General features: G+C 39.6%; 15 protein-coding genes. 13 read left to right on the forward strand and 2 right to left on the reverse strand.

Features of this window, described 5'->3' with window-relative positions:
• Positions 1-5: 5 nt before the first annotated feature.
• From F777_RS0107515 to F777_RS0107565, 11 genes are all read left to right on the forward strand, one after another.
• A complete protein-coding gene (locus tag F777_RS0107515) occupies positions 6-1,877 on the forward strand; it encodes an alpha-amylase family glycosyl hydrolase (RefSeq protein WP_026751507.1) in 1,872 nt (623 codons plus the stop codon).
• A 43-nt stretch (positions 1,878-1,920) separates the two neighbouring features.
• Entirely contained in the window at positions 1,921-2,634 is a 714-nt protein-coding gene (locus F777_RS0107520; RefSeq protein ID WP_037369211.1) for a Crp/Fnr family transcriptional regulator, read from the forward strand.
• Positions 2,635-2,727: 93 nt separating this feature from the next.
• Positions 2,728-3,264, forward strand: a complete 537-nt coding sequence (locus F777_RS0107525) for a hypothetical protein (RefSeq protein WP_026751509.1) — start codon at positions 2,728-2,730, stop codon at positions 3,262-3,264.
• Between the two features lie 55 nt (positions 3,265-3,319).
• Complete coding sequence (locus F777_RS16070; protein ID WP_051408497.1) at positions 3,320-5,746, forward strand: heavy metal translocating P-type ATPase; 2,427 nt, start codon at positions 3,320-3,322, stop codon at positions 5,744-5,746.
• The gene (gene ccoS / locus F777_RS0107535; protein WP_026751510.1) at positions 5,743-5,904 is read left to right on the forward strand and encodes a cbb3-type cytochrome oxidase assembly protein CcoS; all 162 of its coding nucleotides are present in this window, start codon (positions 5,743-5,745) and stop codon (positions 5,902-5,904) included. The genes F777_RS16070 and ccoS overlap by 4 nt, the downstream gene beginning before the upstream one ends.
• Before the next feature lie 6 nt (positions 5,905-5,910).
• Positions 5,911-8,046: a cytochrome-c oxidase, cbb3-type subunit I gene (gene ccoN, locus F777_RS0107540; RefSeq protein ID WP_026751511.1), complete on the forward strand. Its 2,136-nt coding sequence runs from the start codon at positions 5,911-5,913 to the stop codon at positions 8,044-8,046.
• A 10-nt stretch (positions 8,047-8,056) separates the two neighbouring features.
• Positions 8,057-8,218: a cbb3-type cytochrome c oxidase subunit 3 gene (locus F777_RS17600; protein ID WP_071790314.1), complete on the forward strand. Its 162-nt coding sequence runs from the start codon at positions 8,057-8,059 to the stop codon at positions 8,216-8,218.
• The gene (locus F777_RS17245) at positions 8,211-9,428 is read left to right on the forward strand and encodes a cbb3-type cytochrome c oxidase N-terminal domain-containing protein (RefSeq protein WP_051408498.1); all 1,218 of its coding nucleotides are present in this window, start codon (positions 8,211-8,213) and stop codon (positions 9,426-9,428) included. The genes F777_RS17600 and F777_RS17245 overlap by 8 nt, the downstream gene beginning before the upstream one ends.
• A gap of 93 nt (positions 9,429-9,521) precedes the next feature.
• On the forward strand, positions 9,522-10,826 hold the full coding sequence (ccoG, locus tag F777_RS16080) for a cytochrome c oxidase accessory protein CcoG (protein WP_235785905.1): 1,305 nt from the start codon (positions 9,522-9,524) through the stop codon (positions 10,824-10,826).
• Positions 10,827-10,835: 9 nt separating this feature from the next.
• On the forward strand, positions 10,836-11,273 hold the full coding sequence (locus F777_RS17250; RefSeq protein ID WP_051408499.1) for a FixH family protein: 438 nt from the start codon (positions 10,836-10,838) through the stop codon (positions 11,271-11,273).
• Between the two features lie 2 nt (positions 11,274-11,275).
• Positions 11,276-11,986: a sulfite exporter TauE/SafE family protein gene (locus F777_RS0107565; protein ID WP_037369214.1), complete on the forward strand. Its 711-nt coding sequence runs from the start codon at positions 11,276-11,278 to the stop codon at positions 11,984-11,986.
• A gap of 16 nt (positions 11,987-12,002) precedes the next feature.
• Here the strand turns inward: F777_RS0107565 and F777_RS0107570 are convergent, their stop codons facing one another.
• Positions 12,003-12,770 (reverse strand): GLPGLI family protein, encoded by a 768-nt coding sequence (locus F777_RS0107570; protein WP_026751513.1) that lies wholly within the window; start codon positions 12,768-12,770, stop codon positions 12,003-12,005.
• A 1-nt stretch (position 12,771) separates the two neighbouring features.
• Complete coding sequence (locus F777_RS0107575) at positions 12,772-15,546, reverse strand: TonB-dependent receptor (protein ID WP_037369216.1); 2,775 nt, start codon at positions 15,544-15,546, stop codon at positions 12,772-12,774.
• 102 nt (positions 15,547-15,648) lie between these two features.
• Between F777_RS0107575 and glgB the strand changes: the two genes are divergently transcribed.
• Complete coding sequence (gene glgB, locus F777_RS0107580) at positions 15,649-17,652, forward strand: 1,4-alpha-glucan branching protein GlgB (protein ID WP_037369218.1); 2,004 nt, start codon at positions 15,649-15,651, stop codon at positions 17,650-17,652.
• 58 nt (positions 17,653-17,710) lie between these two features.
• Positions 17,711-18,364 carry a head GIN domain-containing protein gene (locus F777_RS17255; protein WP_026751516.1) on the forward strand — a complete coding sequence of 218 codons (654 nt, stop codon included), beginning with the start codon at positions 17,711-17,713 and terminating at the stop codon, positions 18,362-18,364.
• The last annotated feature ends 113 nt before the right edge of the window (positions 18,365-18,477 follow it).

The raw sequence follows: 18,477 nt of genomic DNA on the forward strand, positions 1-18,477 counted from the left end.
ACAGTATGAAAAAAGGAAGCTTGGTTTTTGCGATATTATTTTGGGGGCTGCAACTGATTGCTCAAAAAAATATTGAACTATATCCAACACATTGGTTTACCGGTATGAAGTGGAATAAAGTGCAATTGCTGGTGCGCAACACCAATGCCACATTTGAGAATATTTCTGTTACAACTAATTATCCCGGTGTTACCATTACAAAAGTGCATGCGTTTGAAAATAAAAAATACCTGGCGATTGATTTGACCATTCAGACCATAGCCAAGCCTGGTAAAGTACAAATGCAGTTGAATGGGAATAATACCAAAACCAATCTGACCTGGGAACTCAAAGCCCGCAGAAAGGGAATGGGCACTGCTTATGCCAATGGCGTAACCTCAAAAGATTTTATTTATCTGTTAATGCCAGACAGATTCAGCAATGGCAACCCTGCTAATGATAAGGTAACAGGATATCTGGACACTGTTGTTAATAGAAAGGACCCTATCAAAAGGCATGGAGGAGATCTGGAAGGAGTTATCAATCAATTGGATTATCTGAAAGAACTGGGTGTAACTGCCATCTGGATGACACCAGTTATTGAAAATGATATGCCTTTGCAAAGCGAACAAGCCGGAATGATGGCCGGATATCATGGTTATTGGTTCACCAACCATTATGCAATTGACAAAAGGTTAGGAGGAGAAGTCGCCTATAAGAAGTTGGTGGATGCTGCCCATGCAAAAGGAATGAAGATAATTCAGGACGCAGTTTATAACCATATTGGTAATGAGCATTGGATGTTCAAAGATGCACCTGCTAAAGACTGGATTAATCAGTGGGCATCCTACACCAATACCAATCATCGGGATGAAGCCATTTTTGATCCGATGGGAAACGCAGCAGACAAGAAAGTGATGTTGGACGGATGGTTTGTACCCCATTTACCAGACATTAATCAGAGAAACCCATTTGTATCAAACTATTTAATTCAGCATGCGCTCTGGACAGTGGAAGAGTTTGGTATTGATGGCTGGCGGGTAGATACCTATAAATATTGCGATGAAGCTTTTATGAATAAGGTTAATACAGCATTGGAAAATGATTTCCCTACTATCAGCATATTTGGTGAAGCAGTAGCTAATACAGTGGCAGGCAGTGCCTACTTTACCAAAAACAATATGAATGCTGCCTTTAAACACAATGCTCCGGGGACTACTGATTTCCCGTTGAGTTATTCCATGATGGATGCATTGAATCAACCCTTTGGCTGGACCCAGGGAGTGAATAAATTGTACATGACTTTATCGCAGGATTTCTTGTATCAGACACCGGAGAAGAACTGTATATTCCTGGATAACCACGATATGGAAAGATTTGTTTCTATGATTGGGGAAGACATGAACAAATTCAAAATGGGCATGAATCTTTTGTTCACACTAAGGGGTATTCCGCAATTGTATTATGGTACTGAACTGTGGATGAAAAATTTCAAGGACCCCAATGATGGGATGGTTCGTCTGGATTTTCCTTTTGGGTTCCCGGATGCGATGAGTGATAAACGTCTTGGCGGTGGTCTTAATCCCACCGAAAACACCGCCTATCAATATGTAAAGTCCCTGGCTAATTTCCGAAAGAAAAATACAGCCCTGCAAACGGGTAAAATGATGCAATATTTACCCAAGGACGGGATGTATGTTTATTTTAGATACGATGAAACTTCAACAGTAATGGTAGTATTAAATGCGTCTTCAAAACCAAATACACTGGAGTGGAAACAGTATGCAGAAAGAACCAATGGATTTAAACAGGCATATGATGTAATTACTGGTGAAATATTGGCGGATAAAAAAGTGTTGAACCCTATGGAATCAAGCGTAGTTTTATTGTCAAAATAAAACCAATATGTTTAACTTTGTTTAAAGCAATACAGCGGAAATAATGAAGAATAACGGATCCATTGAAACAGGGTGTTTACATTGTAATGTTCGTTTAAGCTCTGTATTTAATGTTTTGGACCAGGAACAAACACAGGAACTCTGTGCGCACAAATCCTGTGCGGTTTATAAGAAAGGGCAATATGTTTTTACTGAAAATGGTCTACCCAATGGGTTGTTTTGCATTAACAGCGGCAAAATAAAATTAACCACTACTGGTTATGATGGTAAGGAACAAATTCTTCGACTGGTTAAGTCTGGTGATATTTTGGGTTACCGTGCCCTGCTTTCCAATGAACGCTATCACTGTTCTGCCATAACACTGGAAGATGCATCTATTTGTATTATAGATAAAAAATACTTCTTTGACGCACTGGCCGCTTCGCCGAAACTGATGTTTGAAGTGGTAAAGAAAATGAGCCACGACCTTAAGATGGCAGAAGATCATATTGTATCTCTTTCTCAGAAAAATGTAAGAGAGCGCATGGCAGAAGCACTCTTATTCCTCAAAGCTACCTATGGATTTGAGGAGGATAATCAGACCCTGAATGTTAGTTTAAGCAGGGAAGAAATAGCTGATTATGTTGGCACATCCACAGAATCCTGTATACGCTTGTTATCAGAATTTAATACCGATAAGCTAATTCTCTTAAAGGGGAAAAAGATCAGTATACTCAATCTACAAAAGCTAATTCAAACGGCCAATATAGAGGATTAGCCTTTTTTTATGATTTTAATCATGTTTCTGCATTTCAAATCTCATTGAATTCCTGACGTTACGGTGACAATTTTGTAGGGTAAAATTTTACCCATGTGTAAACATGCCGACCAGACTGCTGAATTCATTGCCCACCTTTTAGATAATGTATATCCCTGTCTGGAGTTAAAAATTCAGAACGCCATACACTGTCATTTTCTTTCTGATTATGATGCAGAAGCTACGGCTTATCTGAAGGAGCTGATGCAGCAGATAAAGAATGATTTTAGTTCGCTGGTTACCTGCGAACAAAAACTGGTTTTTCCATCGGTTATGAAGGTGTTCAATGCCAAATCGGCCAAGGAAGTTCCAATGCCCAACTTATTTGATTTGATGCAGTTAACCCGCAGCAAGGAGCACAAGATTATGGCACAGGTGAGTACATTAACCAGCCTGCTCTCTACCAATACCTGGAACAAAGCAGCCATTAAGCAACACGATTTAGCCAATGCTTTTAATGACAGTTTTGTAAAAGAAAAATACAAGTGGAATAAAATGATTGAAGACCGATTGAACGCCTGCAGCTGTTTTCAATCGAATGTCCTGAAAGGACTGGGGGTAAACCCTCATGACAAAACAAAAAATAATTAAAATTTTACTCTTTACAGTTCTAAAAATTAAGTACCTTTTAACAACTTTTTGCAACATGTTGAATAAGACCTTAGAATCCACCAAATGCTTTCACTGCGGTGACGCCTGTGTGGGGGAACCTGTGGTTTTTGATGAGAAGGCTTTCTGTTGTAAAGGTTGTAGTTCTGTTTACCAGATATTAAATAAAAGTAATCTTTGCGAATATTATAATCTGCACGATGCTTCAGGGGTTAAAATGAGTGAAGCCCGTGATCCCCAGAAATTTGCCTTTCTGGATAATTCCCAAATCGCCGCCAATTACATCGTTTTTTCTAAACCTGCTCAAATTGCAGTTCAATTTTATTTGCCTCAGATTCATTGCAGTTCTTGTATCTGGTTATTAGAGAATTTGCAGAAAGTGCACGAGGGTATTTACTTTTCTACCGTTCATTTTCCAACCAAGGAATTAACCGTTTATCTGGATCCTGAAAAAATCAGTATAAGAGCTACAGCAGAATTGCTTAGCTCTCTTGGCTATGAACCCTATATTACCTTAAACGATGGTCAGGAAGCCAAGCGCGAGCAAAAAATAGTGGCTCGTACAGCCATGATTAAAATTGGTATTGCAGGATTCTGTTTTGCCAATATCATGATGTTGAGTTTTCCTGAATACCTGGGTTTGGAAACCATTACAAGGGATGGATTGAATGCCAATCTTTTCCGTTACGTAAATCTTTTACTGGCTTTGCCTGTCTTATTATACAGTGGCGCTGAATTTTTTATCAATTCCGTTTATAGTTTCAAGCAAAGAAGACTGAATATAGATGCTCCTATTGCCCTTGCACTGGCAGTTACTTTTGGCAGAAGTGTTTATGAAATTCTATCCGGAACCGGTGGAGGATATCTGGACAGTATGTCCGGCATTATTTTCTTCATGCTTCTGGGTAGATCATTCCAGACCAAAACCTTTGCCGATCTTTCCTTTAACAGAGATTTTACTTCCTATTTTCCTGTTGCGGTTTGTTTGCTGGACAAAGACGGAAACGAATCATTCGTACCTGTACAAGAAGTGAAAGCAGATGATACTATCCGGATCAGAAGCAACGAAGTAATTCCTGTGGATGGTATGCATATCAAAGGCAGAGCAGAAATTGATTACAGTTTTGTTACAGGGGAAAATGAGCCCGTTTCGCTGGCTATTGGAGATTTAATTTATGCGGGTGGCAAACAATTGAATGGAGCCATCGATTTGCTGGTAGTAAAGCCATTTTCTCAAAACAGCTTTACCAAGCTTTGGAATAATGACGCTTTTAAGAAATCGGACAAAAACGATTATTCTTTTACAACAGTTATCAGCAATTACTTTTCTATTGTTGTATTGACTGTTGCTTTCAGCAGTTTTATTTACTGGTATGGTACCAATATTAATTATGCCTGGCAATCAATGACAGCCGTATTAATTGTTGCCTGTCCCTGTGCATTATTGATTACAGCCACATTTACGGAAGGTTTTGTCCTGAATATTTTCAGTAAGCATGGGTTGTTTTTAAAAAATGCGCTGGTGCTTCAGAATATAGCCAAAATTAACCAGGTTGTTTTTGATAAAACAGGCACCCTCACTTATCCTCACGCTTCTACTGTTCATTATGAAGGCAAGCCTCTCAGTGCAAGTGACAGAGCTATTATTGGTTCAATGGCGGCACAATCGATGCACCCATTAAGCAAAGCGATAGCAAAAGAATTAAAAGTTGCACATAGTCAGATTGCCCATATTAAGGAAGTAGCAGGGGCTGGTATTGAAGCATGGGAAAACGAAACGCATTATAAGTTAGGTTCTGCAGCCTTTATTGGAAAAGCTTCTGACGCTGTTAAGGGATCTGAAGTATGGGTGTCTGTTGATGGAGAAGTATTCGGAAAATTCATTGTACAAAATGTGCTGAGAGCACATGTAGAAAGATTGATACAGGAGCTACCTTATCCCATCACTGTTTTAAGTGGTGATAATAATCGTTCTGAAGAATATTTAAAGCAGAATTTGCAAAGACCTGTTCAGTATTTATTTAATCAGACTCCGCAAGACAAACTTCATTATATAGATAACCTAAGAAAAGAAGGTAAAGAAGTGATGATGGTAGGGGATGGATTAAACGATGCCGGTGCGCTAAGCAAAAGTAATGTAGGTATTGCTGTGGTGGATAATACGATTCAATTTTCACCTGCCAGTGATGCCATTATGTTGTCTGAACAACTGCCATTACTGGATCAATATATCCGCGCAGCAAAATGGTCTAAGAATCTCATTAAAACTACGTTTGTTATATCAACCTTATACAATGTTGTTGGATTGTATTTTTCTGTAACCGCTCAGATGTCGCCTTTAGTGGCAGCTATTTTAATGCCTTCCAGCACATTCACCATTGTAATGACAACCATGTTGGGCTCGGCCCTTATAGAAAAATACTGTTTCAAACCTATTCTGAATCCTAAAAATATACAAGCATGAGCATTATTGTAATGTTATTAATTATCAGTTTACTGGTAGCATCTGGCTTCCTGATTGCTTTTATCTGGGGTTCAAAAACAGGACAATTTGATGATTCCTTTACACCCGCTAATAAAATATTTTTTGATCAAACCCATCAACCAACAGAGAATAAATAAACAACCATGCAGTTAGAAAAATTCACTTACGACAATTCCATCGTCCGGAAATTTGCTTTTGCCACTGTATTGTGGGCATTAGTAGGGATGCTGGTAGGGGTAATCATTGCGTTTCAGCTTGCTTATCCGGCACTCAATCTAGGTATTTCATTAACCAGTTTTGGTAGATTAAGACCGCTCCACACAAATGCTGTGATTTTTGCGTTTGTGGGCAATGGTATTTACACCGGGGTATACTATATGATGCCTCGTTTGTTAAAGACCAGTATGTGGAGCAAGGGGCTTGGAAATCTTCATTTCTGGAGCTGGCAGTTAATCATTGTTGCCGCTGCTATTACTTTACCATTGGGATTAACCCAGGGGAAGGAATATGCAGAATTAATCTGGCCTATTGATATTGCTATCACCCTGGTTTGGGTAATTTTTGGTATCAATATGTTTGCCACCATTTTAACCAGAAGAGAGCGTCATTTATATGTGGCCATTTGGTTCATTATTGGTACCTGGGTTACAGTAGCACTGTTGCATATTGTAAACTCATTTGCATTGCCTACATCCTTAACACATAGTTACAGCTGGTATGCAGGTGTGCAGGATGCATTGGTTCAGTGGTGGTATGGTCACAATGCGGTGGCTTTCTTCCTTACAACCCCAATGTTGGGTATCATGTACTATTTTATTCCTAAAGCAGCCGGAAGACCTGTTTATTCCTATAAATGGAGTATCATTCACTTCTGGGCTTTGATTTTCATTTATATCTGGGCGGGTCCTCACCACTTGTTGTACACAGCTTTACCTGATTGGGCACAGTCTCTGGGTGTGGTGTTCAGTGTAATGCTGATTTTACCCAGCTGGGGTGGTATGCTGAATGGTATTTTCACATTAAGAGGTGCCTGGGATAAGGTAAAAGAAGACCCCATTTTAAAAATGTTTGTAGTGGCACTTACCTGTTATGGTATGAGCACTTTTGAAGGCCCTATGTTGTCTTTGAAAAATGTAAATGGATTTGCACACTACACCGACTGGATAGTAGCACACGTTCACGTTGGTGCATTGGGCTGGAACGGGTTTCTGATTTTTGGTATGTTGTACTGGTTAGTACCCCGTTTATACAATACCAAATTGTATTCTGTTAAAATGGCCAATACCCATTTCTTAATTGGTACTGTAGGTATTTTGTTATACGCCATCCCTATGTACTGGGCTGCCGTTTCTCAGGCCTTAATGTGGAAGCAGTTTACTCCGGAAGGTCAGTTGAAATTCCAGTTCCTTGAAACTGTTACCCGTATTATTCCAATGTATATTGTAAGAGGTATTGGCGGAACCATTTATTTAACCGGAGCCGTATTGCTGGTAATTAATTTAATTAAAACAGCTAAGTCCGGGTCATTCATTGCAGAAGAAACCAGTGAAGCACCTGCATTGTCTGCTCAACCTTTGCCTTCAGGAAAAGCATACTGGCATTCTATTATTGAAAGAAGACCGGTTCAAATGCTGGTTATGAGCCTGATTGTGGTTTCTGTAGGAGGTGCTATTGAAATCATACCAACCTTTATTGTGAAGGAGAATGTACCTACAATCAGTACAGTTAAACCTTATACGCCACTTGAATTACAGGGAAGGGATATTTACATCAGAGAAGGATGTTATACCTGCCACTCTCAAATGGTTCGTCCTTTCAGAGATGAAGTAGCCCGTTATGGTGATTATTCCAAAGCAGGTGAATCTGTATACGATCATCCATTCCAGTGGGGTAGTAAACGTACTGGTCCGGATTTGGCCCGTTTGGCAAATAAGTATCCCAATAGCTGGCATTATCGTCATATGAATGATCCTGAAGAAATTTCACAGGGGTCTATTATGCCTCCTTATCCATGGTTGCTGGACAATGATTTAGATATCAGTACTACTCCTGGAAAAATCAGAGCGATGCAAACTCTGGGAGTTCCTTATCCTGAGGGCTACGATCAGAAAGCAAACAATGATTTGAAAATGCAGGCAGATGAAATTGCGGCAGATTTAAAGGCAAATAATATCAAGGCTCAAAGTGGTAAAGAAATCATTGCATTGATTGCTTATTTGCAAAGACTGGGTGCCGATTTGAAAAAAGCACCAGAGGCAGAAATTAAAAACTTACACTAAAATTTATTGTATGAAGTTTAAAAATTATGTAACCACCATTGATAATGTGAATATCTATCCAATGATTTCATTGGTCATATTTACTGTATTCTTTGCTGTAGTTACCTGGTATGTTTTTTCTGCTAACAAAGAAAAAATGGAAAAGAATAGTCAAATACCCATCAATGACTGATAAAAATAATTTTATGTTTACCACTATCACTTATAAACAAAATTACAAAGCCGCCTTTCAGAGAATGTTGCTGCTTTTGCTGGCCAGTCTGGCTGCGAATATTATCTGGGCTCAGGATGCAGCAGAAGCTGCGGCACCTGCTGCTCCCAAAGATGTTTTTTATGATTCCACAGTTGCCTATGTATTGTTAACCGTTATTGGTTTACTTGCCCTCGTTATTTATATGTTGGGTAATGTATTTGTGCTTGCTATTAAAAATAAGATGGAACAGCAAAAGCAATCAGGAGTAGGAAAAGCTGCTGCATTAACTGCGCTGATGTTATTGGTGTCTGCCAGTTCCTTATTTGCACAAGCCAAGAATGTACCTGCAGGCACACCAACAGTAGTTTCTGAAACCATTGTTCATCTGCTGGCATTTATTGTTGCCATTGAAATGATTATCATTATCTATTTTGCCAATGGTATACGCAGCTTCCTAAAGAAAGATGCGTTGAAGATGGCAGCTGCAAAAGGTGAAGTTGTTGAAGAAAAAGAAAAAATTTCCTGGTTTGATCGTTTGTACAACCGAAATACAGCCGAAGATGTAGCCCGATTAGATCTGGGGCACGATTATGATGGAATTAAGGAGCTGGATAATGAAGTTCCGGTATGGTGGAGATGGGGTTTTGCCATCAGTGTAATCTTTGGCGTGGTATACTTGTACAATTATCACGTTGCAGAAACAAAGCCTTTACAGCAACAGGAACTGGCAATGGACCTGGAAAAAGCTGCTGCAGAACAAGCAGTTTATCTGGAGAAGTCTGCTAACAGCGTAGACGAAAATACAGTGAAAATGATGGGCGCTGATGATATTGCAAAAGGTAAGGAATTGTATATCAAACCTGGCGCATGCGCTACTTGTCATGCGGAAAACGGAAGCGGTATTGTTAATGGAGCTCCTGGTATTGGACCTAACTTAACAGATGAGTATTGGTTACACAAGGGTGATATTAAAGGGATATTCTATTCTATTAAATATGGCTGGCCTGAAAAAGGGATGAAGAGCTGGAAGGACGACTATTCTCCTGTTCAAATTGCTCAAATAGCAAGTTATGTAAAGTCTTTACAGGGAACCAATCCACAACCTGCTAAAGAAAAACAGGGAGAATTATTTGTAGAAGAGGGTGCTGCACCTAAAGCTGATTCCAGCGCTGCGCCAGCAATGAAGTAAAATAAGATTGATTATGAGTGAGCCGAACCAACCAGATTTTCGCAGTTTGCATTCAACTGTAAACAGCAAAGGAAAAGAAACTGGATTTATGCATTGCAACCCAAGGGAAAATTTTACCGATACAGAACTTATTTGAGTTATGTATATGTGATTTTATTTTTCACCATGCCCTTTATTCGCATTGATGGAAACCCTTTATTCCAGTTTAATATTCCTCAGGGAGAATTTACGTTTTTCGGCTCACTTTTTACACCACAGGATTTTATCATGTTTGGCCTGGGAATGATCATCTTCATTCTGTTCGTGGTCATTTTTACCTTGATTTATGGTCGTTTTTTCTGTGGTTGGGTTTGTCCGCAAACCATTTTCATGGAAATGATTTTCCGTAAAATTGAATACCTTATTGAGGGAGACGGGAACAAGCAAAAAATAAATAACAGCAAAAAGTGGACAACTGAAATGTATGTTAGAAAGACGATCAAGCATATTGTCTTTCTCTTGCTGAGTTTCACTATCTCCAATACTTTTCTGGCTTATATTATTGGTACAGATCAGTTGTTCAAAATCATTACAGATCCTGTTTCGGAACATATTGGAGGATTTATTGCCATTGTGTTTTTCACGCTGGTTTTTTATTCTGTGTATGCATTTGTGCGTGAAATTGTTTGTACCGTAATTTGCCCTTACGGCAGATTGCAAGGGGTTTTGCTGGACAAGAATTCCATTGTTGTTGCCTATGACTATTTAAGAGGAGAGCCCCGTAATAAAAAGAAAGCTACTGAAGGGGCAGGGGATTGTATTGATTGTGGCATGTGCGTGAATGTATGTCCTACCAATATTGATATCAGAAATGGCACACAGCTGGAGTGTATCAATTGTACTGCCTGTATAGATGCCTGCAATATGATGATGAAAAAAGTGAACAGACCTGAAAATCTGATTACCTATGCTTCCGAAAACCAGATTGCATCCGGCAAGAAATTTGAATTCACTTATCGTATCAAGGCCTATTCCGGTGTGCTGGCGGTCTTAATTGTTTTACTGGGTGTATTGATTGTTACCCGCACCACATTTGATGCCACTATTTTGCGTGTGCCAGGGCAGGGGATGCAGGAAAACAAAGATGGAACCATCAGTAACCTTTTCCGGATTAAAGTTACCAACAAGAGCAACAGAGATTTACCTTATGCATTGGTTCCGAGTAATCCTGACGTAAAGATTGAAAGAATTGGACATAAGCTGGATACGTTGAAAGGAAGGCAGCTGGCAGAAGAAACTTTCTTTATTAAAGTGGACACCAGCAAGATTGAGAAGCGGAAAGAGGAATATGAAATCAAGCTCATGAGTGGCGATAAACTAATTGCCACAAAAAAAGCTATTTTTATCAGCGACTATTAAACGAATTACATGAATTGGGGCTATAGAATTGTTCTTGCATTTGGAGCTGGCGTGGCATTTATCTTATTTCTTGTATGGAAAACCATGCAGGTAGATATTGAAATGGTAGAGTCCAATTATTATGAAAAGGAAATGGCATTGAATGGAAAGTTACAGGCTACTGCCAATGCCAATGGATTGACCAATAAGATTGAAGTTAGCAAAAAAGAAGGGCAGGTGATTATCACCATTGATTCTACACTCACAGCCTCTATCACGAATGCAGAAGTGCATTTTTATAATCCTGCTTCCGAGAAGGCTGATAAAAAATGGCCCCTGGCTGCATCGGCCAAGGGGGTGTATACTTTCCCAGTTACTGCTTTGAATAAAGGAAAATATATAGCCAAGATCAGCTTCACCAGTGGCAACAAAAATTATTACACGGAAGAAGTGATCTTTATTCCTTAATCATGGAAGTCCTTTTATTTTCCGGATTTGTTTTAGGTTTTGCAGGAAGTGTGCACTGTGTAGGCATGTGTGGACCTTTAGCGCTTTCTTTGCCTTTTCAACAGTTTGTTGGTTGGCAAAAATGGCTGGCGATAGGAGGATATCATTTCGGCAGAATTACCAGTTATATGTTCATAGGGATTATAGCTGGTGTTTTTGGAAGAGGTCTTAACTGGTTTGGACTTACTCAGATTCTTTCTATTGTATTGGGTTCTTTTATTGTGTTATCTGTATTATTACCCAGACTCTTTTCAAAACTGAATTTGCCTTTTCTGAATGGATTCAAACAATGGCAGATTACTACCATGCAAACCATTTTACAAAAAAGGTCAGCACCATCTATGTATTTTTTCGGAATCCTGAATGGATTCCTACCCTGTGGGCTGGTATATACGGCTGTAGCAGCTTCACTGGTAGCTCACACCATTACAGAGTCGGTATTGTTCATGGGTAGCTTTGGCCTGGGCACTGTACCCGCTATGCTCTTATTGGTACTTGTCGCACAATCTTTATCTGGTGGATTCCGTCAACAAATCCGAAAACTGATTCCGGTTCTTTCATTGATTATTGGAATCCTGTTAATATTGCGTGGATTGAACCTGGATATTCCATTTGTAAGTCCCTATCTGCATAAAGCCATACATGGGGCTGATGCCGTTGAATGCGGGCACTAAAGTTTATCAGCAGCCATTACAATTGTGCCATCCAGATTCTGGTAGCTCCTTCTTTGCCCCAGTCTTTTACGCCCTTTAATAACTCTGCAGTTAACTCTGTTCTGTTTACTGTTTTCCCTTTTTGCTTTAGGTTGAAATCATTATTAGTAGGCTCCGTTAATTCTACTTTCGTTGCAAACCAAGTGGTATATAATCTTGGAATGGCTAACCCCAGAATCATTCCTGGAAGCCCGCCAAAACTTTCAGGCCCGGCACTAACAGGAATCTGATCTGTATAAAAAGCAACTACTACCACAGAGTCGCAAATACGGGTAACGGCTTTTCTGCATTCAAAGCCGGCAATCTCTCGTGTTTCATCGGCTATTTTCCATTCCCAGCTTCGGCTGCTGTCTTTGATTAAATAGGTATTTTCAAAAACTTCTTTTTGCGTAACTGATGTTCCTTGCTTTAGATCCTGAATGGTAGCATCTGTATCTACGGGCTTGCCACCCCAAATCATGTAGCGGTTATTGGGGTTGTCTTTGGCCAATTTATAAACTGATTTGTTGTTGTTGAATTTGATTTCATAAGTATCAGAAACAAATTTGGGAAATGCCTTCATTCGCTCTGCATTCCAGATATTATCTGGTTCATCTTGCAGGGGGGCATGTTGATTGGTTTTCTTTTCAAACTCAATTTTTCCAGACTGTATAAATTGTACTTGTGCACAAAGTTTATTGCCGAAAAGGGAAACAGAAAAAATAATAAGCAATCCTATTTTGCTATATAAAGTTGACTTTTTCATATTAAAATCCTTGAGAAGGTTTACCGTTTTTACTAAAATTCCATACCAATGAGAAAAGTGCATAGCGTTGAATGGTCTGATTGGTACTCTCTGTAATAAAGTTGCTGGAAGCATTTCTGTTGATGCCTAAATTCTGATTGAAAATATCATTCACATAGATCTTGGCTTCCCACTGATCGTTTTTGGAAATCACTTTCCTGATAGTGGTATTTACCAGGTATACATTTCGCTGATCGGCAAATACCGCTGTTTTTTGATAGATATTGGCTTCAATACCCATATCAATATAGGTTTTGATTTTCTTGAATTTCAACTGCAAATTACCATAAGCATTGTAAGTCCAGAATTTGGTAGCTATATCGGGGCGGATAGAAGTAACAGAATTATTATAATTGGCACTGCCGTTGAACCAGAAGTTGATGGCTTTGTCTCCCCAATACCCTGCATTGATACTGTATTGCATGGCTTTGTTCTTGGTAATATTATCTATGCCATTTACACGGTTGGCATTCTGACTGATTCTGGGGCTGATATCGAAATTGATATTTAAAGAGGGAATGATCTCAAAACCATAACCTACTCTTGCACTTAAATTATAATTTCCATCCACATTGATGGCCTGATTGATTCTTCTACCTGCGCTGTCAACATAACTGGCATTGGAAATGGCATTGTCCGTTCTGTTGTAGTTAATATTAAAACTAACACTTCTGCTTTTTAGTACTTTATAATCAGAAGCGCCCATGCTGAATCTATGATTAAAAGACTGTCTAAGATTCGGGTTTCCAATGGTCAGGTTCAATGGGTCAATATTGTCAATAATGGGTTGAATCTGCGCAAGCGTTGGATTCTGGGTTGAACCATTGTAATTAAAATAGAATCTTCTTTGTTGTTTGGGATTGTAATTCAAGCTAACGGCAGGAATAAAGTTGTTGAAAATGACATTGCGATCAGAATTCTTAAACAGGTCTTTCAAGCGGTAGTTTACTTGTCCGATTCCAGATCCGAAAGAGAAGTTCAGTTTCTTCACTGCATATCGGAAACTCAGATTTCCAGTATGGCCAGTTGTATTGAATATGAAATGGTTACTGAGTGTATCCACTAAATTCTCGTATTTATTATTCGCTGTGTTTTTGGCAAATGTATTTCTCTCTGCATCATTTCTGCTCACATTCAACCGATAGTTGAAAATCAGGAAGGTGTTCTTCCACAAGGGTTCTGTATAGTTGACCGTTGAATTGATGGTGGTCATCAATTGTTTGTTTATTTTTTGCTGGTCTAACAAATCCCTTCTTACAATATTTCCCAATGGGTCAAAGAACTGGTTGTCTGCAGTTAAAAAACCATTGTCTGCACGATCATTGTAGTTAATATCGTTGTTCCAGGAAAAGCTTCTTCCTGTTTTCTTAAAACGTTTGCGATAAAGAATGGTAGCATTCAGGGTTTTGTTTTCATCTTCAACTGAAGTTCTTCTATTACTCTGGTTTAATAAGATGCTATCGCTGTTAATGGTTCTTCCAAAATAATCGGAAGCGCTACTGCCATTTACAACAGATCCTCTGGCGGTAATTTTTAAAGAACTGGACGAGTCAATCTGCCATTCGTAAATACTAGTGAGTTTGTTTCTTCTTTTACTGCTCACCTGGTCCTGCACACTGGTACTAATTAAATCCGCCCCAGGTAAAATATTCTGTGTTTTATTGGTATTGATGCCTCTTACATCCAGTTGATTAAACTGGTAGGTATTATTGGAATTGTGTTTGTCTTTGTTCCATTTGTTACTAAAGTGTAAACCTCCTGTTGTAGAAGTAGGAAATCCCCGTCCCCAGCTGAATTCATCACCTGAAGAAAAAATCATCATGCCTCCATCGTCTGTAAATTCCGTTGTGGTATTGGCATCGCCACCATAGTTTCGGTTCTCATCCCAGTTCAATGCTTCGTATTTGGTATTGTCTGTTGTTAGGTAACCGGAAATTTTTCTTTTCCCTTTAAAAGCATTGGCCAATGCTTTGCCAGTTGCATATTTATTAAAGTCTCCACCCCCTTCTAGTTTGCCAAAATATCCTTTCTTCTTGTCTTCTTTTAAAGTAAGGTTCAGGGTTTTGATTTTCTGTCCGTCATCAATGCCGGTAAACACTGCCTGATCACTTTTTTTATCAAAGGACTGAACTTTGTCTACTGCATCGGCTCTCAGATTCTTGGTAACTACGGCAGGATCATCGCTGAAAAACTCTTCCCCATCTACCAGCACTTTTTGTACCCTTTCACCCTGAGCTGTAATTTCTCCTTTGCTATTTACCTGTATGCCAGGCAATTTTCGCAGGAGCTCCTGTACATCTGCATTGGGGCTTACTCTAAAGCTATCGGCCCTGTATTCAGTAGTGTCTCCTTTTACCCTAATTGCACTAACGGTTTGTCTTACGATTACTTCCTGCAACAGTGTGGCTTTGGTGATAACAGGCACTTTGCCTAAGTCAGTTGTAGATCCCCCCGTAACTGAAACCATATCTATATAATCTGCGTAAGTAGGATAGGAGACCATGACGATGTATTTACCAGCAGCAAGATTGGGTAAATTAAATTGTCCTTCCTTGGTTGTACGAGTGTACTTCACAAGGACAGAATCCTTGGCCCTAAGTACCGCCACCACAGCATTGGTTAAATTTTGTTTGTTGAGCGTGTCTGTTACAGTTCCCTTCACAGTTCCGGTTTCCTGAGAAAACCCATTTGAGATGGCTGTTATTAATAACAAAGCCATCAGCGTTAGTTTGGTCATAAATGCAGTTAATTCGTCTTTAGATGAATTTTGTCGTAAATTCCATAAATCTTATGATAAATTTTTTCCATTCATCACATATTTCTGTTAAATAAAAGTGGCATGTCTGATTCAATTAAGTCAACAAGAAGAGTGGGTGGCACAAAAAAAGTTGTAAAGGAAGCCCCAAAGAAATTTGAAGAAACGCATTTTGTTGATACTCAGCAAGCTGTCTGGAACTATTCCTTATTTACAGAATCAGATATCCGCAACTTTCAGAACGGGACGCATTATCAGCTTTACAAGTATTTTGGTAACAAGCAATTAGAAGTGCTGGGTGTGCTGGGAACTTATTTTGCCGTATGGGCTCCCAATGCTACTTATATTTCTGTGACGGGTTATTTTAACAACTGGGATAAAACCAGTCATCCATTAAAGGTAAGACTGGATAATTCCGGTATCTGGGAAGGTTTTATTCCAGGTATACAAAGAGGAGAAGCGTATAAATATCATATCCATGGTTTCAATGGTATTAAGTTAGATAAGGGAGATCCCTTTGCGCACTTCTGGGAAAAAAGACCTTTCACGGCATCCATCACCTGGCAAACCAATTATGAATGGAAGGACCAGGAATGGATGAAGCATCGCAAAAAACACAATTCGCTCAAGAGTCCTTACAGTGTATATGAAGTGCACCTGGCCAGCTGGATGCGCCCGGACAAAAACGACGAAGAATCTTACAATACCTACGAGCAGATTGCAGAAAGATTGGTGCCCTATGTAAAAGAAATGGGATTCACGCATGTTGAGTTCATGCCTGTAATGGAGCATCCTTTCGATGGAAGCTGGGGCTATCAGGGCACAGGCTATTTTGCGCCTACTTCGCGATTTGGATCCCCGCAGGGATATGCGCACTTAGTAGATGCATTTCATCAGGCAGGTATTGGTGTGATTTTAGATTGGGTGCCTTCGCACTTTCCTTATGATGCGCACGGCTTGTTCATGTTCGACGGAACGCATACCTATGAGTATGCGGATATGCGCAAAGGCTATCATCCCGATTGGAACTCTTATATATTTAATTATAAGCGCGGTGAAGTAAAATCATTTTTAATTAGTAGTGCCCGATTCTGGTGCGATCAGTTTCATACGGATGGATTAAGAGTAGACGCGGTGAGTTCCATGCTGCGACTGGATTACAGCCGCAGTGAAGGACAATGGGAGCCGAATGAATATGGCGGTAACGGCAATCTGGAGGCGATTGCTTTCATTAAAGATTTGAATGAAACACTTTACAGAGACTTCCCGGATATTCAGACTATTGCCGAAGAAGCAACCGACTGGCCCAAAATCAGTAAGCCTACATTTGAAGGTGGACTTGGCTTTGGCATGAAATGGATGATGGGATGGATGCACGATACCCTGGACTATTTTAAAATGGATCCCATCTTCAGGCAGTTTCATCAGGATAAATTTTCTTTCAGCATGATGTATTTCTATGATGAGAATTTCATGCTACCACTGAGTCATGATGAAGTAGTGCACGGCAAGAGTCCGATGATTTATAAAATGCCTGGTGACGAGTGGCAGAAGTTTGCCAATCTTCGTATTCTCTATACTTATATGTTTACGCATCCGGGTGCCAAGCTCTTGTTTATGGGGAATGAATTTGGGGCTACCAATGAATGGAATTATAAATCGGAATTGCAGTGGGAATTACTGCAACATGTTAGCCATGGCGGTATGAAATATTGTGTGCAACAATTGAATCAATTGTACAAATCAGAACCCGCATTATATGAAAAGCAATTTGAACCAGGAGGTTTTGAATGGGTGGATCTGAACCACCGCAGTGATTCGGTGATGGTATATAAGCGAAAAGGTAAAAAAGAGAAAGACGATGTGCTGGTGATATTGAACGTGACCCCAGTGGTTCGTCACGACTGGGAGATTTATGTTCACGGAAAGGGAAAGTGGACAGAAATCTTCAATAGCGATAGCAAGGAATTCTGGGGAACAGGCGACGTGTTTAATCCCTCTATACAAAGTAAATTGGTAGACAAGCCTTCCAAGTGTTATCAGCTGAAAGTGCATTTGCCGGCATTAGGAGCGGTTGTACTGCGATAAGGAATGATGAACGGTAGTAACTTTTTTTCCAGGCGTTCGTTTCATAGAAAAATCGTTTATGAAAAAAATACTATTCTTATTGTCATTCACTTTTGCGGGCTTGGCTGTAATGGCACAAAAAACTGTGAATGAACCTCATGTTGAAAAAAGAAGCGTAAAGTCTTTTCACGCTGTAGAAGTTTCTTCCGGCATCAAATTGATTTTAACGCAGGGCGATAAAGAAGAGCTGGCGGTTGCGACAGGAGACCCGGCTTACCTTGAATATATTGAAACCACCGTAAAAGACGGAGTTTTGAAAATTACCCGTAACCAGGATTGGCAATTCTGGAAACAGTGGAAGAACTGGAAAGTAACGGTTTATCTTTCTTTCAAAGACCTGAATAAAATCAACGCTAGCAGTGGTGCATTGGTTTCTGGTACCAACCTTGACTTTGATAAATTAACGGTTCGTATGAGCAGTGGTGCGCTGGCTGAACTATCTGGCAAAGCGGATGATATTAGTGTAGATGCCAGTAGTGGCGCCATGTTCAAAGGCTATGAATTGTCTGCTAAAACCTGTGATGCTGAAAGCTCCAGTGGTGGTAGTGTACAGGTGCAAGTGTCCAAAGAAATTATTGCCCGTGCCAGCAGTGGTGGATCTATTCGTTACAAAGGCGAAGGCAATATCAGAGATATTAAAGTAGGTAGTGGGGGAACGGTTAAGCGGATCTAAGTTTATCTATTCAATAATTATGGGGTCTCATGGAGTATTTAGGGGGATTCATGAAGTAATTATGCGGTTTCATGAAATTGCTTAATTATTTAAAAAAGACTTCTTTACATTGG

Origin of the sequence: Sediminibacterium sp. C3, from assembly GCF_000508085.1 — a bacterium.
Taxonomy (GTDB): Bacteria; Bacteroidota; Bacteroidia; order Chitinophagales; family Chitinophagaceae; genus Sediminibacterium.